At 58.6% G+C, this 20,096-nt stretch carries 17 protein-coding genes; 7 read left to right on the forward strand and 10 right to left on the reverse strand.

Annotated elements, in window-relative coordinates:
• Nucleotides 1-51: 51 nt before the first annotated feature.
• The 6 genes from AC1ROR_RS12505 to polA form a co-directional block, all read right to left on the reverse strand.
• Nucleotides 52-1,035 carry a tripartite tricarboxylate transporter substrate-binding protein gene (locus AC1ROR_RS12505; RefSeq protein ID WP_035219658.1) on the reverse strand — a complete coding sequence of 328 codons (984 nt, stop codon included), beginning with the start codon at nt 1,033-1,035 and terminating at the stop codon, nt 52-54.
• A 198-nt stretch (nt 1,036-1,233) separates the two neighbouring features.
• Complete coding sequence (locus AC1ROR_RS12510; protein WP_035219661.1) at nt 1,234-2,580, reverse strand: sigma-54-dependent transcriptional regulator; 1,347 nt, start codon at nt 2,578-2,580, stop codon at nt 1,234-1,236.
• The gene (locus tag AC1ROR_RS12515; RefSeq protein WP_498589562.1) at nt 2,577-4,379 is read right to left on the reverse strand and encodes a sensor histidine kinase; all 1,803 of its coding nucleotides are present in this window, start codon (nt 4,377-4,379) and stop codon (nt 2,577-2,579) included. The genes AC1ROR_RS12510 and AC1ROR_RS12515 overlap by 4 nt, the downstream gene beginning before the upstream one ends.
• Nucleotides 4,380-4,560: 181 nt before the next feature.
• Nucleotides 4,561-4,746 (reverse strand): 50S ribosomal protein L32, encoded by a 186-nt coding sequence (gene rpmF, locus AC1ROR_RS12520; protein ID WP_003507205.1) that lies wholly within the window; start codon nt 4,744-4,746, stop codon nt 4,561-4,563.
• A 186-nt stretch (nt 4,747-4,932) separates the two neighbouring features.
• Nucleotides 4,933-5,658, reverse strand: coding sequence for a DUF1868 domain-containing protein (locus tag AC1ROR_RS12525; RefSeq protein ID WP_498589563.1), 726 nt, complete (start codon nt 5,656-5,658; stop codon nt 4,933-4,935).
• Nucleotides 5,659-5,748: 90 nt separating this feature from the next.
• Nucleotides 5,749-8,748, reverse strand: a complete 3,000-nt coding sequence (gene polA, locus AC1ROR_RS12530; protein ID WP_498589564.1) for a DNA polymerase I — start codon at nt 8,746-8,748, stop codon at nt 5,749-5,751.
• 414 nt (nt 8,749-9,162) lie between these two features.
• On the opposite strand from polA, the gene AC1ROR_RS12535 reads away from it, so the two are divergent.
• A complete protein-coding gene (locus tag AC1ROR_RS12535; protein WP_498589565.1) occupies nt 9,163-9,597 on the forward strand; it encodes a MarR family winged helix-turn-helix transcriptional regulator in 435 nt (144 codons plus the stop codon).
• Nucleotides 9,598-9,813: 216 nt separating this feature from the next.
• Complete coding sequence (locus tag AC1ROR_RS12540; RefSeq protein WP_498589566.1) at nt 9,814-11,205, forward strand: dipeptidase; 1,392 nt, start codon at nt 9,814-9,816, stop codon at nt 11,203-11,205.
• 414 nt (nt 11,206-11,619) lie between these two features.
• Here the strand turns inward: AC1ROR_RS12540 and AC1ROR_RS12545 are convergent, their stop codons facing one another.
• Nucleotides 11,620-11,829, reverse strand: coding sequence for a cold-shock protein (locus tag AC1ROR_RS12545; protein WP_003492998.1), 210 nt, complete (start codon nt 11,827-11,829; stop codon nt 11,620-11,622).
• Between the two features lie 479 nt (nt 11,830-12,308).
• Here AC1ROR_RS12545 and AC1ROR_RS12550 point away from each other — a divergent pair, with 479 nt between their 5' ends.
• The 3 genes from AC1ROR_RS12550 to AC1ROR_RS12560 all read left to right on the forward strand — a co-directional run bounded on the left by AC1ROR_RS12550 (nt 12,309) and on the right by AC1ROR_RS12560 (nt 16,234).
• Entirely contained in the window at nt 12,309-12,767 is a 459-nt protein-coding gene (locus AC1ROR_RS12550; RefSeq protein WP_035219682.1) for a YbaK/EbsC family protein, read from the forward strand.
• A 148-nt stretch (nt 12,768-12,915) separates the two neighbouring features.
• A complete protein-coding gene (locus AC1ROR_RS12555) occupies nt 12,916-15,216 on the forward strand; it encodes a transglycosylase domain-containing protein (protein WP_498589567.1) in 2,301 nt (766 codons plus the stop codon).
• Between the two features lie 289 nt (nt 15,217-15,505).
• Complete coding sequence (locus tag AC1ROR_RS12560) at nt 15,506-16,234, forward strand: sugar transferase (RefSeq protein WP_003492987.1); 729 nt, start codon at nt 15,506-15,508, stop codon at nt 16,232-16,234.
• Nucleotides 16,235-16,312: 78 nt separating this feature from the next.
• Here the strand turns inward: AC1ROR_RS12560 and AC1ROR_RS12565 are convergent, their stop codons facing one another.
• Nucleotides 16,313-16,888, reverse strand: coding sequence for a c-type cytochrome (locus AC1ROR_RS12565; protein WP_035219687.1), 576 nt, complete (start codon nt 16,886-16,888; stop codon nt 16,313-16,315).
• Nucleotides 16,889-17,039: 151 nt separating this feature from the next.
• Between AC1ROR_RS12565 and AC1ROR_RS12570 the strand changes: the two genes are divergently transcribed.
• Together AC1ROR_RS12570 and AC1ROR_RS12575 are read left to right on the forward strand one after the other, a co-directional pair.
• A complete protein-coding gene (locus tag AC1ROR_RS12570; protein WP_003492983.1) occupies nt 17,040-17,795 on the forward strand; it encodes a 3-deoxy-manno-octulosonate cytidylyltransferase in 756 nt (251 codons plus the stop codon).
• 11 nt (nt 17,796-17,806) lie between these two features.
• On the forward strand, nt 17,807-18,670 hold the full coding sequence (locus AC1ROR_RS12575; protein ID WP_035219689.1) for a prephenate dehydratase: 864 nt from the start codon (nt 17,807-17,809) through the stop codon (nt 18,668-18,670).
• A gap of 15 nt (nt 18,671-18,685) precedes the next feature.
• Here AC1ROR_RS12575 and nudC read toward each other — a convergent pair whose 3' ends face one another.
• Nucleotides 18,686-19,648 carry an NAD(+) diphosphatase gene (gene nudC, locus AC1ROR_RS12580; RefSeq protein WP_080722940.1) on the reverse strand — a complete coding sequence of 321 codons (963 nt, stop codon included), beginning with the start codon at nt 19,646-19,648 and terminating at the stop codon, nt 18,686-18,688.
• Nucleotides 19,648-20,076 (reverse strand): HIT domain-containing protein, encoded by a 429-nt coding sequence (locus tag AC1ROR_RS12585; RefSeq protein WP_035219691.1) that lies wholly within the window; start codon nt 20,074-20,076, stop codon nt 19,648-19,650. Before AC1ROR_RS12585 ends, nudC begins: the two co-directional genes overlap by 1 nt.
• Nucleotides 20,077-20,096 lie beyond the last annotated feature (20 nt).

Genomic DNA, 20,096 nt, shown 5'->3' on the forward strand with positions numbered 1-20,096 from the left:
ATCGATGGCAAAAAGCCGGCGGCGTGGTGCCGCCGGCGATTGCTTTGACCATCAGTCGGCATATTGGCCGGCGGACTCGATCACCGGCTTCCAGCGAGCGATTTCGCTTTCAAGCTTGGTTTTCAGGGCGGCGGGCGTCGCATCGCTTTCCGGCGAAGGCGTGGTGCCGAGTTCGGCAAAACGAGCCGCGACATTCTTGTCCTTCAGCGCGATCTGCAGCGACTTGGAGAGTTTTTCGTTGATTTCAGCAGGCGTGCCCTTGGGCGTGTAGATGCCGTGCCAGATGCCAACCTCAAGCTTCGGCAAGCCCGCTTCGGCGACTGTGGGTACATCGGGCAGCACATCAAGCCGCTTGGCCGAGGTCACGGCATAGGCTTTCACGGTTCCACCCTGGATCTGCTTGGTGGTGTTGGTGGTCTGGTCGCACATGATGTCAACCTGGCCGCCGAGCAGGTCGGTCATGGCCGGGCCTGTGCCCTTGTAGGGAACGGTGACGAGCGGTGTCTCAATGGCGCTCATGAACAGCATGCCGCACAGATGCGAAGCGGCGCCGATACCGGCATTGGCGACGGTCACCTTGTCCTTGTTCGCCTTGGCATAATCAATCAGACCCTTGAGATCCTTGGTCTCGAGGTTCTTGCGCGACAGGATGGTCATCGGAACTTCCGTGACCAGGCCGACATATTCGAACGCGTTCAGCGTGTCATAGGCGAGCTTGCGATAGAGCGTGGCGCTCGTCGCCATGCCGATATGATGCAGGAGAACGGTGTAGCCGTCCGGATCGGCTGCCGCCACGCGGCCTGCACCCAGTGTGCCACCCGCACCGCCGACATTTTCAACGATGATCTGCTGACCGAGATCCTTGGACATGGATTCAGCGACAAGACGCGCAACCGTATCCGTCGGGCCACCGGCGGCAAAAGGCACGACCATGGTGATGTTGCGCTCTGGATAGTTCTGAGCGGATGCGGACAGCGCAAAAAGGGAAACGGCAGCGGCGGCAGCAAGGCCGGTAACTGTCTTCAGTATTTTCATCGATTCCTCCCGGATGAAAATGTTCGCCACTTCAGCCGCGCATACTCCTCTATGGCGGCCGGGGTGAGCTATTTGCGATCCGGGATCAGCGTTCAGCAATGGCGGTCTTGCAAATGAGGTGCGGTTTTATCGCTATCACTGATGGCAATGGGTGGATTTCCACCCATGAGGCCTCGTCCATGGGTGGAAATCCACCCATTACACCTCTGTCATATGCCGGTGCAGTTCGTATTTCTGCATTTTTTCGTAAAGCGTTTTGCGCGAGATACCGAGCGCCTCATAAACGGATTTCAGATTTCCGCCATGGACGGCTATCGCGCGCGCAATCAGGCTCTTTTCATAAGCGGCGACCTTCGCGGCAAGTGCTGCCCTGCCATCGTCCGGGAACGGCAACGATGGTTCGGCAACATCGCTTTCCAGACCGAGCACGAAGCGGTCCGCCGCATTGCGCAATTCGCGCACATTGCCCGGCCATTCACGGAGGGAGATCGCGGAGAGCAGTTGCTGAGGAACCTCCATGTCTTCCCGCCCGTAACGGGCAGCGGCCTCCCGCACCAGATGCAGGAAAAGCAAGGGAATGTCGGCACTACGCTGCGACAGGGAGGGGACAAGAAGCGTCGCCACATTCAGGCGGTAGAGAAGATCTGCGCGGAACCGGCCGGCCGCAACCTCCTGCTCCAGATCCACCTTGCTGGTGGCGATGAAGCGGACATCGAGTTCCACTGTCTCATTGGAGCCAAGGCGGGTAATAACCCTTTCCTGCAACACGCGCAGGAACCGGCCCTGCAATTCAAATGGCATGGAGCCGATTTCGTCCAGCAGGATGGTGCCGCCACGGGCATGCTCGAACTTGCCGTAGCGTGGGCGCAGCGCACCCGGAAAGGCGCCCGCCTCGTGGCCGAACAGCTCGCTTTCGATCAGCGTTTGCGGCAGGGCGGCGCAATTGATCGCCACGAAGGGCCGGTTGGCTCTGGCGCTGATATCGTGAAGCGCCCGTGCCACCACCTCCTTGCCCGCGCCGGTATCGCCGACGATGAGCGTATCGGCATCCGTCGCACCGATGGCGCGGATGCGGTAACGCAGATCGACCATGATCTGGGTTCGGCCGGGCAGACGCGTCTCTAGATCGTCATGCTTGCCCGCCACCGCCTTCAGGCGGCGGTTTTCCAGCACCAGCGCCCGCCGGTCATTGGCCCTTTTGATGATGCCGGCGAGATATTGCGGTGTGAAGGGCTTTTCGATGAAGTCATAGGCACCGTTGCGCATGGCGTTGACAGCCAGCTGCACATCGCCATGACCCGTCATCAGGATGACAGGTATTTCCGGGTCAAGCTCCCTTACCTTCTGCAACAGCGTCATGCCATCCATGCCGGGCATCCTGATATCGCTGACCACGACGCCATCGAAGCTATAGCCGATGAGTTCGAGCGCATGTTCCGCACTCGCCAGCATGGTGACGGCAAAACCGGAAAGCTCCAGCGCCTGCGCGGTGGAGAAGCGCAGTTCCTCCTCGTCATCGATCAACAGAACGCGCGACATGGTCATTCCGCCGCCGCCTCCATACGATAGGCGGCTGCCGGCAGTTCGATCTCGAATTCCGCCCCGCCGTCTTCATGGTTTCTGACACGCAGCTGGCCGCCAAAATCCTTGATGATGTTATAGGTGATGGAAAGGCCGAGACCAAGGCCACGCCCCACGCCTTTTGTGGTGAAGAAGGGATCGAAGATGCGCTCCGAAATTGCCGGAGGTACGCCGGGGCCACGGTCGCGGATGAAAATCGACACCGTCTGACCGTTCAGCACGGCCTTCAGAGCGATGCGGCGGTCTTCGCGCCCTTCCACCGCATCGGCGGCATTGGAGATGATGTTGACCAGCACCTGCTGAAGCCGCACCGGCCCGGCTTTCACCGCAAGCGGCACCGAACCGAGATCGACATCCAGAACCGCATCGGCGGCTTTCAGCCGCGCGCCGACGATTTCGAGCGTGTCACGAAGCACGGTATCCAGACTGACCGCAGCCATTTTTTCGTTGGGCTTGCGGGCGAAATTCCTGAGGTGCTTGCTGATGGACGCCATGCGGTCGATGAGGCCTGAAATACGCCTGAGGTTCTCCGTCACCTCTTCCAGCCGCCCCCGCTCCACCAGAAGCGAGGCGTTTTCGGCATAATTCTTGGCGGCGGCAAGCGGCTGATTGAACTCATGCGACAGGGCCGCCGACATCTGCCCGAGTGCCGCAAGCTTGCCCGCCTGCACCAGATCGTTCTGCATCCTGCGCAGCTGTTTTTCCGTCTGGCGACGTTCGGCGATTTCGTGTTCGATCTCCTGGTTCACGCGCGCCAGATCGGCAGTGCGTTCCTCCACCCGGCGTTCCAGTTCCGCCTGCGCTTCCGCCTGGTGGGTCAGACGTTCACGCAGACGCCGGCGTCTTTGCAGCATGGCCGCGATAACGGCAGCGGCAAGACACAGGCAGAGAATGATGGCGATCATTGCCGTCTTGACCTGCGTTCTGAGTGAGCCCGTATCCATCAGCACGCTGACGGTCCAGCCCGCATCCGGCATCGGCTGCGACAGGACGAGATATTCCCTCTCACCGTCATCCTGGGTGATCGTCATCAATTGATGGGAGCCGAAACTGCCATTTTTCAGCGGCAGTTCCTTCAGGGTGGCGTTCGCGTAACGGCGGGATGCCTCCGTGCGTGCAAGCCTTTCGGGTGTCAGCGGCATCAGGCCGGAATAAAGCCATTGCGGCGTTCCCGTCATGAAGATGATGCCTTCCGGATCCGATACGAGGATGCGGTTCTCGCCATCGCCGAAGGATGCCTCTATGCCTTCAATATCGACCTTGAAGACGATGACGCCCTTGATCTCCTCGTTGAAGAGGATGGGGGCGGAGAAATAATAGCCACGTTTGTGAGAGGTGGTGCCAAGCGCGAAGAAACGCGACTTGAAGCCCCTGGCGGCATCCTGGAAATAGGGCCGGTAGCTGAAATTCTCGCCGACGAAGCTCGTGGGTCCATCGTAATTGCTGGCGGCGATCGTCTCTCCATCCAGCGTAATGATGTAGATATCGGAGGATTCCAAGAGGGTGTTGATGGATTTGAGATAGACATTGGCGCGCTGACGCAGCGCCTCATCCTTCGGATGCGCGACCAGTTCTTCAATGTCGTCGTGATCGGCGATCAGAGCCGGCAGCGGTTCGTAACGGCTCAAAAGCCCACCGAGGGCAGAGACGGCCAGCCTGAGGGTGGTGCGGCCCTGATCGGATACTTCGCCGAAATAGCTTTCCGCGATGATGCCGCCACCCTTCGTCACGGCGCCGTAGCCGAGACCGAGGCTGAGAAGCATCAACAAAATCCAGCGATATTTCACCGAAACTCCCCCTAACGCGCACCAAACTGCTCTCCCGAGCAGAGTGTAGGAGGAGTGGCCGAATTTTCCAAGTGAGTGGAAAAGACAGCCAAACGGTCCTGAAAACAAAAAACCGGCCACGAGGGCCGGTTTTTTGTAATTACGATGTCGGAAAAGCTTATGCGCTTTCCTTCGGCGTCAGAACCTGGCGGCCGCGATACATACCGGTCTTCAGATCGATATGGTGCGGACGGCGCAGTTCGCCGGAGTTCTTGTCTTCAACATAGGTTGCAGACTTGAGACCGTCAGCCGAGCGGCGCATACCGCGCTTGGACGGGCTTGTTTTTCTTTTTGGTACAGCCATTTTTGTTACTCCACTTTAGCGGCGAAACAACGGAACCGGCCAGAACCAAAGGCCGAATGTCGGGTGTCTCGATATCGGAAATTTGGCGCGCTTATACATGCCCTAACGGGCTTTGACCAGCCCTGACGCGCATTTTTTCCGATTCAGCGGAACAGGGACGACGAGCAGGCTGGAGGTGCACGCAAATCAGGCCTCACTTCTATCAAAAACGATGAGTTCCTTGAAGTGGTTCATGTCCATGAATTCACAGAAAGCAGGCGGCCGCATCTCGATGACAGGGGCTGCAGCGCGCAGTTTTTCCAGCTCTTCGTCCAGCATTGCCTGCCACCGGGGCAGGCTTTCCGGCGCAAACCAGCGCGTGATGTAAGACAGCGTGATATGAAACTCATAGCTTTCGTGATCAGAATGGCGGTAACCGAAGGCTTCGGCAAATGCATCGCGCCACAGAGCGACGATCCGGTCGTCTTCAGCGGTCGCCCCCTTCATCACCAGTCCTGTCGGTTTAAGACCCGTCACCTGCATGTTGAAGCCCGGCAGAACCGGAAAGGCCGAAAGACGGTCACGATAATATTCGGTCATCGTGTCGATCGGCGTATCGAGCGGCATCTCCTCGGGCCAATAGGGAGCCATGCGCCGGAACTCGATGATGCCCTGAAACACCGTCATATGCAGGCTGGAAACCGGCGTGAAGGCAAGCAGCGATGCCTCGGGCATGTCCAGAAAACGCTGGCGTGTCGTGATGATCGCGCTCTCGGTTTGCGAGCCTTCAACGAGGTGGCAGACGACCGTGTTACCCGGCTCGGGCAGGAATTCGCGCTCGGCGTTAAAGCGGCTGCCGAGATGGCGCGGCGGCTGATCGTGGTTGGCAGCGGAAATATACTCGAGATCTTTCGAGACGAGCGGGGCGTGCATGGGGAAACTCCTTTTGAGACGTTTCCCCTAGTCCCGATACGCAACAGATCAATGACATCGACCGGTGGATTTCGCAGGTCCTGCGACCTTTCAGTGCGCCTCATCCCAGTTGTTGGCCGCGCGGGCATCCACCTGCAACGGCACCTTCATGGATATCGCCGGCATCGCCGCATTTTCCATTACGGAGACGACGACAGGCAGGGTCTTTTCGATTTCCGCTTCCTCAACTTCGAAGATGAGTTCGTCATGCACCTGCAGCAGCATCCGGGCGGAAAGTTTTTCCGCCTCAAGCGCCGGCTCGATACGGACCATCGCACGGCGGATGATATCGGCCGCGGAACCCTGGATCGGCGCGTTGATGGCCGCACGCTCGTTGAAGGCTTTTACGGAAGGGTTGGAGGAGCGGATCTCCGGATAATGGGCGCGGCGGCCGAAAATCGTTTCGACATAGCCGTTTTCGCGGGCGAAAGCCTTGGTCGCTTCCATGTAGTCGCGAATGCCGGGGAACCGCTCGAAATATTTCTTGATATATTCGCCCGCTTCAGAGCGGGCGATGCTGAGCTGATTGGCCAGCCCGAAAGCGGAAATACCGTAGATGATGCCGAAGTTGATGGCCTTGGCGCGGCGGCGCACTTCCGACGGCATACCTTCCACCGGCACACCGAACATTTCCGATGCGGTCATCGCATGAATGTCGATGCCGTTTTCAAACGCGTTGCGAAGCTGCGGAATATCCGCAACGTGGGCAAGCACGCGCAATTCGATCTGACTGTAATCGGCCGACAGCAGCTTGTGACCGGGCGTGGAGATGAAGGCCGTGCGGATCTTGCGGCCTTCGGCGGTGCGCACCGGGATGTTCTGGAGGTTGGGCTCCGAAGACGACAGACGCCCCGTCGTGGTGGAGGCAAGCGCGTAAGACGTATGCACCCGCTTCGTCTCTGGATGAATATAGCCGGGCAGCGCATCCGTATAGGTCGATTTCAGCTTGGTCAGCTGACGCCAGTCGACGATCTTGCGCGGCAGTTCGGCACCTTCCGCGGCCAGATCTTCCAGCACCTGCGCCGATGTCGACCACTGGCCGGTCTTGGTTTTCGAGCCGCCCGGCAGGCCCATCCGGCCGAACAGGATATCACCAAGCTGCTTGGGCGATCCGATATTGAAACGCTCGCCCGCCAGCTGATAAACTTCCTCTTCGAAGGCAGCCGCCTTCTGGGCCAGTTCGCCGGAGAGACGCGACAGGATTTGCCGGTCCACGGTGATGCCACGCTCCTCCATATGCGCCAGAACCGGCACGAGAGGGCGCTCCAGCCGCTCATAGACCTTGGTCAGGCGCTCGGCGGCAAGCCGGGGCTTCAGCGCCATCCAGAGGCGCAATGTGACATCCGCATCTTCCGCCGCGTAGGCCGTCGCCTTGTCGATATCGACGAAATCGAAGGTGACGCTCGACCTGCCCGACCCCGTCACGTCCTTGTAGGCGATCGGCTTGTGACCGAGCCAGCGTTCGGACAGCGAATCCATGCCATGTGTGCCCTTGCCGGCCTCCAGAACATAGGAAATCAGCATTGTGTCGTCGAAACTCTGCATGACGACGCCATGGCGTTTCATCAGCAGGTAATCATATTTGAGGTTCTGAGCGATTTTCAGAACGGCCGGGTCCTCAAGCAGGCTCTTCAGACGCTCCATCGCCTCCTTAAAGGGCACCTGCCCTTCGGCGAGCTTGATGCCATCGCTGAAAAGATCGCCGCCGGAGCCGGTCTTGTGTGTCAAGGGAACATAGGCAGCACGGATATCCGCGCCCGAGGCATCCTTGCCATTATCGGCAATCGCCAGCGAAAATCCGACGAGTTCGGCCTGCATGGGGTCGAGCGAGGTCGTTTCCGTATCGAAGGCGACGACACCGGTTTCGCGGGCCGCCGCAACCCAGCGGTCCAGCGCCGCCAGATCCCTGATCGTCGTGTAGGCGGTCGTGTCGATCCTGGCGGCAGCGAACACCGTTTGCCGTGCCGTGGCGAGATCGGCGGGCGCACTGCCCTCCCCGGTCGCCTTTCTTGCTGTCGCTACCGAGGAAGCCGGCGCATTTTTCGCATCAGCGACCGCTTCACCGGCAGAGACGGCAGGGGCAGGCGCATCGAGATCGGGACCATGCGCATCGGCACCCCATTGCACCGGCACATTGGCGGGGTCGATGGCCGAGGCATCGGTTTCGGTCGCTTCGGCAACCCGGCGCGTCAGCGTCGTGAACTCCATCGCCTTCAGGAAGGCAATGAGTTTCGGGCCGTTCTGCGGTTCGAGCACCAAGGCCTCAAGAGACTGTTCCAGCGGCACATCGGTCCTGAGCGCCACAAGCTGTCTGGAAAGGCGGGCAAGCTCGGCATTGGCGATGATATTTTCCCGACGTTTCTGCTGCTTGATTTCATCCGCACGCGCCAGAAGAGTATCGAGATCGCCGTATTCTTCCAGCAATTGCGCCGCCGTCTTCGGGCCGATGCCGGGAATGCCGGGGACATTATCGGTGGAATCGCCGGTCATCGCCTGAAGGTCGATCATCTTTTCGGGACCTACGCCCCATTTTTCGATGACATCGGGAATGCCGATCTGCTTGTCCTTCATGGCGTCGTACATGTGCACATTGGCCGTGACGAGCTGCATCAGATCCTTGTCGGACGAGATGATGGTGACATCGGCGCCGATCGCCTCGGCCTGGCGGGCATAGGTGGCGATGATGTCGTCCGCCTCGAAGCCTTCCGTCTCGATGCAGGGAAGGTTGAAGGCGCGCGTCGCTTCGCGGATCAGGCCGAATTGCGGAACAAGGTCTTCCGGTGGCGCGCTGCGGTTGGCCTTGTAGAGATCATAAAGCTCATTGCGGAATGTCTTCGACGAATAATCGAATATGACCGCGAAATGTGTGGGGGTGACACCGACATCGGTATTGCGCGCATCCTTCAGGAGCTTCCACAACATGTTGCAGAAGCCGGAAACGGCGTTGACCGGCAGCCCGTCCGACTTGCGGTTCAGCGGCGGAATGGCATGGAACGCCCGGAAAATAAAACCGGAACCGTCAACGAGGAAGAGATGATCGCCTTTTTTCATGGCGATATGGATAACGCGGGGCTGTTTTGACGTCCATAGAAACTTCGCATAACGCACCGCAAAGCGTATGAAGCGAAGCGCCTGGAAAAGCCCGTGAAATTCACCCGAACGTTACCGATTTGTAATGGATTTTCCCTTGAAAAGCCGCATTTGCAGACACATTTCTTAGGGGACGGCGCCTGATCACGCCGTAGTCTGATTGTAGGCTCGTCCCCCGCCGCATCAGACCGGACAAAGGCCTTTCCCCCTCTCCGGGCCTTTGTCCTCCAATATGACCGCCATGGCCGACCCCTCCCGGCCATGGCGGTTTTATTTTGTGCCGTGTTTCGGACTGGCCTAAACATATCATGCGATATATACCGCACTATCGAAATCGCGCGGAATGCGCTGGCTACAAAGTTTACGGACAGATGAATGGGTTTTTCCCGGGACGAATCGGCGATCTATCTCGCTGCGAGAATGGCAAGGGAATTCACCATGGCGCTCCAGAAGCGAGCTGCCGCATTGGGTTTCTCTCCCGGGCAATTCCCGATTCTCATCGAGCTTTGGCATGAGGAAGGCCTGACGCAGCGGCAATTGCTGGATAGAATCGACATCGAACAGGCAACACTCGCCAATACGCTTGCGCGCATGGAGCGTGACGGGCTGATCCTGCGCAAATCCCATCCAAGCGACCGCCGTGCCCAGATCATCGAATTGACGCAGCGCGGCCGGGATCTGGAGGCGAACGCCATCGCTGCCTCCGAGGCGACAGAGGACGCACTGCTCAAGGATTTCAGGCGTTTTGAAAAACAGCTTCTGCTGGAATATATGCGCCGGGCGATCGACAGCGCCAAGAAAGCGAAATAGCGCCCCAAATTCGCCTCCCTGCTGCCGAGCCTTCCGTCGCCGAGATAGCCGGGTTCCGGGCGGAAAACCGCTTCGCAGTTTTCTCGAACTGCTCTATCGTTCCGGCGGCTGCGCGTTTGCCGATTCACGGCACGCCTGCCCCTTGTTTCCCGCGATGCGCGATGCCCGGATGTTTCGTCTTATCGCCGGGTCACGACAGACATGACAGGATCAGCGATGACAGACGTTTCCCCCATTCTTTCCACGGCCGACGACAACCTTACCTCCAGCCTCGAGCGGCTGTTCGAACTCGTACGCATTCCGTCGATTTCCACGGACCCTGCTTACAAGGCGGAATGCCGCAAGGCGGCGGAATGGCTGGTGAGAAGCCTTTCCTCATTGGGTTTTGAAGCCTCCGTTCGCGATACGGCCGGCCATCCGATGGTGGTGGCGCATCACGACGCAGCCACGAAAGACGCACCACATGTGCTTTTCTACGGCCATTACGATGTGCAGCCGGTCGATCCGCTCAATCTCTGGGAAAATGATCCGTTCGAGCCTGCCGTGAAGGATATCGGCGCTGGCCTGCAGGTGATCACCGGGCGCGGGACGGCTGACGACAAGGGCCAGCTCATGACATTTGTGGAAGCCTGCCGCGCCTATAAGGCGGTCAATGGCGGCCTGCCGGTGCGCGTCACCATTCTTTTCGAAGGCGAGGAAGAATCCGGCTCACCGTCCCTGAAGCCATTTCTTGAAGCCAATGCCGATGAGTTGAAGGCCGACTACGCGCTGGTATGCGATACCGGCATGTGGGACCGCGATACGCCCGCCATTGCCGCTGCCCTTCGTGGCCTGGTCGGCGAGGAGATCGTCATCACCGCAGCCGACCGCGATCTGCATTCCGGCCTTTTCGGTGGCGCTGCCGCAAATCCCATCCACATCCTGACCGATATTCTCGCCGGCCTGCATGACGAGACCGGCCGGGTGACACTTGCCGGCTTCTACGATGGCGTGGAGGAAACCCCTGCCAATATCAAGGCCTCCTGGGAAACGCTGGGCCGCAGTGCAGAGGCCTTCCTCGGTGAGGTCGGCCTTTCAGTACCTTCCGGCGAAAAGGGTCGCTCCGTGCTGGAGCAGACCTGGGCGCGTCCGACGGCGGAGGTAAACGGCATTATCGGCGGCTATACCGGCGACGGCTTCAAGACCGTGATCGCCGCCAAGGCCTCCGCCAAGGTTTCCTTCCGCCTTGTTGGAGAACAGAACCCGGCAGCCATCCGTGAGAGCTTCCGGGCCTATGTACGCTCGAAAATCCCGGCGGATTGCTCGGTAGAGTTTCATGAGCACGGCGCATCGCCGGCCATCCAGCTTTCCTATGATTCACCCGTCCTGACGAAGGCCAAGAATGCGCTTTCGGAAGAGTGGCCCAAACCCGCCGTCGTGATCGGCATGGGGGGCTCGATCCCGATCGTCGGCGATTTCCAGAAGATGCTGGGCATGGATTCGCTGCTCGTCGGTTTTGGCCTCACCGATGACCGCATTCATTCGCCGAATGAAAAATACGACCTGCAGTCTTTCCACAAGGGCATCCGCTCTTGGGTGCGCATTCTCGACGCGCTCGCAGCGAAGTAATCAAATAGAGAGGGGGCGCCGGCTATCCGACGCCTCCTCATTTTGTTTTTGGACGCCAAAAACAAAAAGGCCGGGCAAGCCCGACCTTTCCATCCGTTTTTTCGTCAGTGCCAGTACATCCGTGGTCAAAGCGTTCAAACGGTCTGATGTTCCTGAGCGCGTCGATCGTGTCGACGCTGCTTTCACCATCAGGATCAGCTGTTTCGGTTAATCTTTGGTTAACGCGACAACAGCGGCACTTTTAGACATGCCAGCCTGACGGTTCCTGTCCGGAACACCGTTGAACCCTATATTGGTATGCGACCTGCCTTTTTCAAGACCGGTCGGTTGCAGGTGGTCTCCGCAAAAGAAAAAGGCCGGAAAAATCCGGCCTTTCATTTGATGTCAATGGCCCCTCAGGGCCAGAGCGCTTAATCAGGCAGCAACGAGGTTGCCTGCGGACATCTTGCCCGAGCGACGATCCTGCATCAGCTCGTAGGAGAGCTTCTGACCGTCGTTGAGGGCGGTCAGACCAGCGCGCTCAACTGCGGAGATGTGAACGAAGACGTCCTGCGAACCGTCGTCAGGCTGAATGAAGCCGTAGCCCTTGGTTGCGTTGAACCACTTTACTGTACCAGTCGCCATAACGATTTCCTTCCGTTGGCAAATTGTATTTGCACTGCACGCAGTGCGGTCTTAGGTCGAATTTGAAGGAAAGATCGTCGTGCGCACCTCAAAAAGGTGCCGAAGCTCTGGTCGTCAAACAAATATCGATGGGCGAACACCTAGGTTGGCAGGGGCGAAAAGTCAAGTTTCTTTGAAAACCGGGGCGAGCTTTGTGAACCAACGGAAAATGAAAGGCGCGGGAAACAAGCCCTTAAACAGCAAAAACCCGGCGCGGGAGGAGGTGCGCCGGGTTCTTGAAACTGACTGACAATTGGGAGGAGGAGTATTGTCAGTCCAATCGGGCGACGCTGGGAGGAGGAGTGCGTCGCTTCGATGATTTGAATTTACAGGATACCCGCTCAAAAAACAGACGATTCATTGCAGCGCAGCATTGCGCAAAATGCATAGCTATCTGACGGCATCTTGAAGCCTCTCCACTTACCGCCTAATAAATACGCATGACCATCGAATCCGTCAGAGCCTTTTTCACCGAGAAGTCACCTGAAGTGGCCGTAATCGAAACCGAAGCGAGTTCGGCGACGGTTGCGCTGGCTGCCGAAGCACACGGCGTCGATCCAGACCAGATCGCCAAAACGATCTGCCTGAAGGCGGGTGACACCATTCTTCTCGTCGTCGCCGCCGGCACGAAACGGCTGGACAACCGCAAATTCCGCGATCATTTCGGTGCCAAACCGCGCATGCTCGGACCTGAAGAGGTGGTTGCGGTAACCAGCCATCCCGTTGGTGGCGTCTGCCCTTTCGGGCTGCCCTCGCCGCTTCCGGTGTTTTGCGACATCTCTCTCAAAAACTACACCGAGGTGGTTCCGGCAGCCGGCGCCACCAATGCGGCGGTGCGGATTTCACCCGACATGATGGCGCGACTGACGCGGGCGGAATGGGTCGACGTCTGCCAATGACGCCGATTTGATCCTTTCAGGACTTAACCCCGCCTTAAATTGCCGCATTTAAACTCTTCATCGTGGATTAAGGATCGCGCAGGCATAGAAGCCTCAAATCCATGGTGGGATGCGCGCGGTTTCGCGAATAAGGAGCGACTTCGGCTGAATGGCAGGCAAGGGCAAATCACGCGAACGGGTAGAACCTTCCTTCGGGGATTTCCACGAGTCCGGCGATGACCTGCGCCTCGATGCCAGCGAGCGTATCAGCGGAACAGCGAAACAGCCTGCCAAGAAATCAAAGCCGGCCAGCGGTCGCGCCAAATCGCAAAAAAGGGAAAAGCGCAGCCGCAGCTCCGGCCGTGGCACGACGGGCATGATCCGTTCCCTGATTTACTGGTGCATCGTGCTTGGCATCTGGGGTGGGATCGGCATTGCCGGTCTGGTCTTTTATTATGGCGCGCGCATGCCGAGCGCCAGCAGCTGGTCCATTCCCGAACGCCCGCCAAATGTGAAGATCGTGTCAGTGAACGGCAGCGTGCTTGCCAATCGCGGCACCACGGGTGGCGAGGCCCTCGCGCTCGAAGACATGTCGCCGTACATTCCGCAAGCGGTGATGGCGATCGAGGACCGGCGGTTTTATTCGCATTTCGGGGTTGATCCCCTTGGTCTTGGGCGCGCCATCGTCACCAATGTGCTGACGGGGCGGACCGTGCAGGGCGGCTCGACGCTGACGCAGCAGCTGGCGAAAAACCTCTTCCTTTCGCCGGACCGGACGCTTGAGCGCAAGGTTCAGGAAGTGCTGTTGTCCTTCTGGCTGGAGCATAAATACACCAAGGACCAGATCCTCGCGATGTATCTCAATCGCGTCTATTTCGGGTCCAACGCCTATGGCGTTGAAGCCGCCTCCCGGCGCTACTTCAACAAATCCGCACGCGACGTTAATCTTGGTGAAGCCGCAACACTTGCCGGGCTTCTCAAAGCGCCCTCGCGCCTTTCACCGGCGCGCGACCCGCAGGCGGCTGAACAGCGGGCGCAGGTCGTGCTGCAATCCATGCGCGATGTCGGCTTCATCACCGATGACGAGATCAAGACCGCCATGTCGCAGCCGCCGACCAAGGCCAAACGTTTCTGGTCCGGCGCCGAGCATTATGCCGCCGATATGGTGCTGGAGGAAGTTCGCGGCCTGATTGGCGACGTCAAGCAGGACATCGTCGTCGACACGACCATCGACCCCAATCTTGAACGCGATGCGGAAAAAGCGCTGAGCCATGTTCTGCAGGGAGACGGCAAGAAGCAGGGCGCCTCGCAGGCGGCTCTCGTTTCCATCGATGGTACGGGCGCGATCCGGGCCGTGGTGGGCGGGGCGGATTATGCCGAAAGCCAGTTCAACCGCGCCGCCAAGGCGAAACGGCAACCCGGCTCGGCATTCAAGCCTTTCGTTTACGTCGCCGCGCTCGAATCGGGGCTTACGCCTTACACCATTCGTAATGACGGCCCGGTCCGCATCGGAAACTGGACACCGGAAAACTACGAGAAGAAATATCGTGGCGAAGTCACGCTTGCCACGGCGCTCGCCAATTCGCTGAACACCATTGCCGCGCAGCTGGTGATGGAAGTGGGTCCGGATCGTGTGACCCAGGTGGCGCATCGCATGGGTATCGAATCCGAGCTGCAGAACAATGCTTCCATCGCGCTCGGCACTTCGGAAGTATCGCTGATGGAGCTGACCGCCTCCTACGCCCCCTTTATGAACGGCGGCTACAAGGCGACACCCCATATCGTCAAGCGCATCACCGATGCAGACGGCAAGGTGCTCTATGAAAACAAATACGACAATCCGCCGCGCGTGCTGAGTGAAGAAATTGCCGCGACCATGAATGGCATGTTGTCGCGCGTCATCACCGAAGGCACCGGAAAGGCCGCGCGCCTGCAAGGCTGGCAGGCGGCCGGAAAATCCGGCACGACACAGTCTTTCCGCGACGCACTTTTTGTCGGTTACACAAGCAACCTGACCACGGGCGTCTGGTTCGGCAATGACGATGGCACGTCGATGAAAAAGGTCACCGGCGGCGGGCTGCCGGCAAAGGCCTGGAAGGATTTCATGACCGCCGCCCATTCCGGGCTCTCGCCGTCGCCCCTCTTCGGGCTTGGCGCTGGCAATGTACCATCCCTTGAGGAAATGCAGCAGCCGGCACCTGAAAATGCACCCTCCTCCATCGGCGACATCATTTCCAATGCGCTTGGCGGAGGCTCCACAAATAGCCGCGCCTATCCCGAGGCACCCGTTTCGCCAAACGCCGGTCAGCCGGGTGCGCCCATGCCGCCGACAAACATTCCCTCACGCGACATGGAACCCGGCTACTCAGCCGGAAACGGACCCGTGCCGCCAGCCGATATCGGCGGTCAGGCGCCCGCCACATCCGGGCCGAAGCAGACGACCCTGCTTGATATATTGATGGGGAACTGACCACTTTTCAGGTCACCGGCAGACCGATTTCCCGGGACGGCGAGCGGTATTGGCGATCTCACTGCCGGCTGGCCATTCACCCTTTCCAAAGGCTTGATGACGCCCGATCCGCAGCCACGGGCGGCGATGGCGCTCGGCTCGCAACATATGCGTGCAGACGCATTAACCGTAGATTGCCATTTGCGCAAAGACGGTTACATTTCGGATGACTTTTTACGGTAAATGAATTATTAATCGTTCATATAAATTAATTTTCTTGTTTCAGAATAACTTTTCAGGGCTCTATATTATGCTGGGTACTAAAGGCTCATCGCATGCCGTTTTTTACGGCGCTCCCTATTCCACGGCAGCCACTTTTGAAGCTTCGGAAACGCAACCTTCCGTTTTGGAAAGTAATATCTCGGCGTTCCAGCGCGGACAGTTCGCACTCAAAAGAACAATCGACATTGCAGGGGCGTCCATCGCCCTTGTTGCACTCGCCCCGGTCCTGCTGACCGTTGCGGTTCTGGTCAAATTCGACAGCAAGGGGCCGGTCCTGTTCTCGCAGGTTCGCTGGGGCATGAACGGCCGCAAAATCCGCGTCTATAAATTTCGCTCGATGAGAACCGAACTGGGCGACGCCACCGGCGTGGCACAAACGGTGAAGAACGATCCACGGATAACACGTATCGGCGCCGTTCTCCGCCGTACAAATATTGATGAGCTGCCGCAGCTTATCAACGTGCTGAAAGGCGACATGTCTTTGGTCGGCCCACGCTGCCATGCCATCGGCATGCTGGCGGCTGGCCGTCTTTATGAGGACCTTGTTCCCCACTACCATATGCGGCACCGGGTGCGGCCAGGCATTACCGGTCTTGCCCAGATGCGGGGATTACGTGGCCCGACCGACCGCAGCGACAAGGCGCGCGCCCGGATCGTTTCCGATCTTTATTACGTCGAGAATTTTTCGGTCTGGCTGGATATCAAGATCATGGTCGGGACCGTCATTTCCGAATTGCGTGGCGGCAAAGGTTTCTGACCTTTCAAACGCCGGATGCACGCCAGAAGCAAAAAAGCCCGGCATCGCTGCCGGGCTTTTTCATGAAACATGAATTCGTCAGTTCGTCGGCGCGGGAGCGGCAGCCGGATCCGGCAGTGGCGCCGGGTTTGCCGACAGCGTCCGCAGATAAGCGATGAGATCGGCGCGTTCCGTTTCCTTCTTCACACCCGCAAAGCCCATGGCCGTGCCGGGAACGTGTTTCTTGGGAGCTTCGAGGAAGAAGCTGAGATGATCGTAATCCCAATGCACGGAACCGCCCTTGGAGAAGTCCTTCATCCCTGCGGAGTAGCTGAAACCTTCATGGCTGGCGATCGGCCGGTTGACGATATCGAAGAGATTGGGGCCGACCTTGTTTGCACCACCACTCTCTCCGGTATGACAGCTCGTACACTTCTTGAAGACCGTCTCGCCCTTGGCGGCATCGGCGTTCGCAAGCAATTGTGCGATCGGCGTCGCCGCGGCAGCGGTTTCTCCGCCACCTGCTTCGCCGCCACCCTCTGCCGCAGCAATGGCGTAACCTTCCTTTTCGGGCGCGGGCGCATGGAAAATGCCCTCAGACGCAATTGACACCGACATCAGGACGAAAACCGTGCCCAAAAGCGCCCCAACGCCCATATTTACATAAGAATTCATCTAAACGCGCTCCCTCGCATCCGCTCTATATATAACGGGCATCTTGAAATTGCTCGAAAGCTATGGCTTTTGCACAGCCTGCGCAACTTGAATAATGCTCCCCACACCGTGACGTTTTGACACTTTTCGGGCGGGATTTGAAGGGTGTCGGATGAAGAATCGGGATTTCGAGAAAGCTGTCGTCCTCATACCGGCGCGGATGGCATCCACACGCCTGCCCGGCAAGCCGCTCGCGGACATTGGCGGCAAGCCGATGATCGTGCAGGTTGCGCTGAGGGCACGTGAAGCAGGGGCCGAGCGAATCGTCGTCGCGGTGGATGACGAACAGGTTTTTTCGGCCGTGAAAAATGCCGGTTTCGATGTGATGATGACGCGCGACGACCACCAGTCCGGTTCTGACCGCATTTTCGAGGCTTTGCAGAAGGCCGACCCTTATGGCAAGGCCGAATATGTCATCAATGTTCAGGGCGACCTTCCGACGATTGAGGCGGAAACAATCCGCGCTTCGCTGCGCCCGCTGGAAAATCCTGCCGTCGACATTGCGACGCTGACGGTCGAAATCACCGACGAGGAAGAAAAAACCAATCCGAACGTCGTGAAAGTCGTCGGCAGCCCGCTTTCCGAGACGCGATTGCGCGCGCTTTATTTTACCCGTGCGACCGCGCCTTACGGTGACGGGCCGCTTTATCACCATATCGGGCTTTACACCTATCGCCGCGCGGCACTCGAGACATTCGTGAGCCTTCCGCCATCGCCGCTGGAGAAACGCGAGCGGCTGGAACAGCTGCGCGCACTGGAAGCCGGCATGCGCATCGATGCTGAAATCGTCCGCTCCGTGCCGCTTGGCGTCGATACGCCGCACGATCTGGAAAAAGCCCGTACCATTCTTGCAAGCAGACCCCTCTAACGGACAGTCCCATGACCTTGAGCACAAAACGCATTGCCTTTCAGGGCGAATTCGGCGCGAATTCCGACATGGCCTGCCGCGACATGTTCCCGGACATGGAGCCTTTGCCGTGCCCGACCTTCGAGGACGCCTTCAACGCCATTGAAAACGGCGAAGCCGATCTTGGCATGATCCCGATCGAGAACACGCTGGCCGGCCGCGTTGCGGATATTCATCACCTGCTGCCGGAATCGCGCCTTCACATCATCGGTGAATATTTCATGCCGATCCGCTTCCAGTTGATGGTGATGCCGGGCGTGAAAAAAGACGAGATCCGCACCGTCCACAGCCACATCCACGCGCTTGGCCAGTGCCGCAAGATCATCCGCTCCAACGGCTGGAAGCCGGTTATTGCCGGCGATACAGCGGGCGCTGCCAAGCAGGTTTCCGAAAAGGGCGACCGCAGCATGGCAGCCTTGGCGCCCCGTCTTGCCGCCGATCTTTACGGCCTCGATATTCTGGCTGAAAATGTCGAGGATTCGGAAAACAACGTCACCCGTTTCGTCGTGCTTTCCCGCGATGAGAATTGGGCCAAGCGTCAATCCCCTGACGAAATCATCGTCACGACTTTCGTCTTCAATGTCCGCAATATTCCGGCTGCGCTCTACAAGGCCATGGGTGGCTTTGCGACAAACGGCATCAACATGACGAAGCTGGAAAGCTACCAACTCGGCGGCAAATTCGTGGCGACGCAGTTTTATGCCGATATTGAAGGCCATCCCGATGACGAGCCGGTGCGTCATGCGCTGGACGAGTTGCGCTTCTTCTCCGAAAAAGTCCGCATTCTCGGCGTCTACAAGGGCCATGCGATGCGCGGCAAGCTCAACCAGGGTTGAGCCTGCCGAACGCGATTATTTCGTCCATTCCACCCAGTCGCGCATCAGACGGTGCGCGATGGCGCCGCCCGGAGGCGCGGAAAAGCCCTCGCCCGTCGCCGTCTCCAGCATCTTGGCGACTTCCGCCCGTGTGAACCAGCGGCAATCCTCCAGTTCGATCTCATCGCGGGCAATATCGAAAGACAGTGCCTCGGCATAACAGCCGATCATCAGCGTATGCGGCATCGGCCAAGGCTGCGACGCGTGATAACGCACGCGGCCGATTTCGACACCGGATTCTTCATGCGTTTCGCGACGGACGGCCTGCTCGATGGTTTCGCCCGGCTCCACAAAACCGGCAAGGCACGAATACATGCCCGGCGCAAAATGCGCACCGCGGCCAAGCAGGCAAAGATCACGCTCTATATCGATCGTCATCATGATGACGACGGGATCGGTGCGGGGAAAAATCGTGTGGTTGCAGGCGGCACAGATACGCTTGTAGCCACCGATGCGCAGTTCCATGGTGCCGCCGCACTTTCCACAAAACCGATTGTCGGCGTTCCAGTGGGTAAGGCTGACGGCTTGGGCAACCTCGCTCAGCAATTCCTCATCGAGAAGATGGTCGCGATAAAGCGTGCGGGCGTCGGCGAGCTTGTAGTGGCTCGCGAGCTGATCCTCGGCAACGGCAACCGGCACCGCAATTCTCGGCTCGCCGGTTTCGCGATATCCGAGCAGGACAGCGTTGTCGAAATCCGGCTGCAGTTCAGCCAGCTCATAGGCGGAAAACAGGGGGTCGATGACCTGTTCGTCATGCTTCAGGACAAGCCGGTTGCCCGAGAAAGCGAAAATATGGGTGCCATCGACCTTCAGCGCATCGGCAACGCACTCTTCCGACCGTTTTTCGGCAAAACGGTCGAGGGCGTTCTTGGAAAAGGCTGTCAGCAGGCTTGCTTCGGGATGGGGGGCAGTGGTTTCAAAAATTTTCATGGAAATCATCAGAGCGCGCCGGAGATTTTTTTCATCAAACTTTCCTTTTCGCCCACGGCATAGGGCACAGGCGTTCCGTGGCCCCAGATGGGACCCGGCCAGCAGGTGTCGCCTTCATTGCGAGCGATTATATGGACATGAAGCTGCCGGACGATATTGCCCAAAGCACCGACATTAATCTTGGTGGCTCCGGTGATTTCTTTCAAGGCAGACGCGACGAGATTGGTCTCGAATGTCAGCACGGCCTGATCAAGCGGGGTGAGATCGAATAGTTCACTGACGCCGTCTCGCTGCGGCACCAGCACCAGCCAGGGCCAGCGGTTGTCGTTTTGCAAACGCAGTTCGCATAGTCCCAAACGCGTCACAAGCACGCTGTCGCGCGCCAGTCTGTCGTCCAGCCGGAATGTCTCCAAGGTGTCCTCCATGTTTGTTTTCATTGTGATAGCAGTTTTTTGAA

Source organism: Agrobacterium sp. GW821-FHT14E08 (assembly GCF_058803865.1).

Excerpts from the sequence above, each read along its gene's own strand:
- rpmF (WP_003507205.1), bottom strand. The coding sequence starts at position 4,746 with ATGGCTGTACCAAAAAGAAAAACAAGCCCGTCCAAGCGCGGTATGCGC.
- AC1ROR_RS12510 (WP_035219661.1), bottom strand. The coding sequence starts at position 2,580 with ATGACCATGTCGCGCGTTCTGTTGATCGATGACGAGGAGGAACTGCGC.
- AC1ROR_RS12575 (WP_035219689.1), top strand. The coding sequence starts at position 17,807 with ATGACCTTGAGCACAAAACGCATTGCCTTTCAGGGCGAATTCGGCGCG.
- AC1ROR_RS12540 (WP_498589566.1), top strand. The coding sequence starts at position 9,814 with ATGACAGACGTTTCCCCCATTCTTTCCACGGCCGACGACAACCTTACC.
- AC1ROR_RS12515 (WP_498589562.1), bottom strand. The coding sequence starts at position 4,379 with ATGCTTCTCAGCCTCGGTCTCGGCTACGGCGCCGTGACGAAGGGTGGC.
- AC1ROR_RS12545 (WP_003492998.1), bottom strand. The coding sequence starts at position 11,829 with ATGGCGACTGGTACAGTAAAGTGGTTCAACGCAACCAAGGGCTACGGC.
- AC1ROR_RS12535 (WP_498589565.1), top strand. The coding sequence starts at position 9,163 with ATGGGTTTTTCCCGGGACGAATCGGCGATCTATCTCGCTGCGAGAATG.
- nudC (WP_080722940.1), bottom strand. The coding sequence starts at position 19,648 with ATGATTTCCATGAAAATTTTTGAAACCACTGCCCCCCATCCCGAAGCA.
- AC1ROR_RS12555 (WP_498589567.1), top strand. The coding sequence starts at position 12,916 with ATGGCAGGCAAGGGCAAATCACGCGAACGGGTAGAACCTTCCTTCGGG.
- AC1ROR_RS12565 (WP_035219687.1), bottom strand. The coding sequence starts at position 16,888 with ATGAATTCTTATGTAAATATGGGCGTTGGGGCGCTTTTGGGCACGGTT.
- polA (WP_498589564.1), bottom strand. The coding sequence starts at position 8,748 with ATGAAAAAAGGCGATCATCTCTTCCTCGTTGACGGTTCCGGTTTTATT.
- AC1ROR_RS12560 (WP_003492987.1), top strand. The coding sequence starts at position 15,506 with ATGCTGGGTACTAAAGGCTCATCGCATGCCGTTTTTTACGGCGCTCCC.
- AC1ROR_RS12550 (WP_035219682.1), top strand. The coding sequence starts at position 12,309 with ATGACCATCGAATCCGTCAGAGCCTTTTTCACCGAGAAGTCACCTGAA.
- AC1ROR_RS12505 (WP_035219658.1), bottom strand. The coding sequence starts at position 1,035 with ATGAAAATACTGAAGACAGTTACCGGCCTTGCTGCCGCCGCTGCCGTT.
- AC1ROR_RS12585 (WP_035219691.1), bottom strand. The coding sequence starts at position 20,076 with ATGAAAACAAACATGGAGGACACCTTGGAGACATTCCGGCTGGACGAC.
- AC1ROR_RS12525 (WP_498589563.1), bottom strand. The coding sequence starts at position 5,658 with ATGCACGCCCCGCTCGTCTCGAAAGATCTCGAGTATATTTCCGCTGCC.
- AC1ROR_RS12570 (WP_003492983.1), top strand. The coding sequence starts at position 17,040 with ATGAAGAATCGGGATTTCGAGAAAGCTGTCGTCCTCATACCGGCGCGG.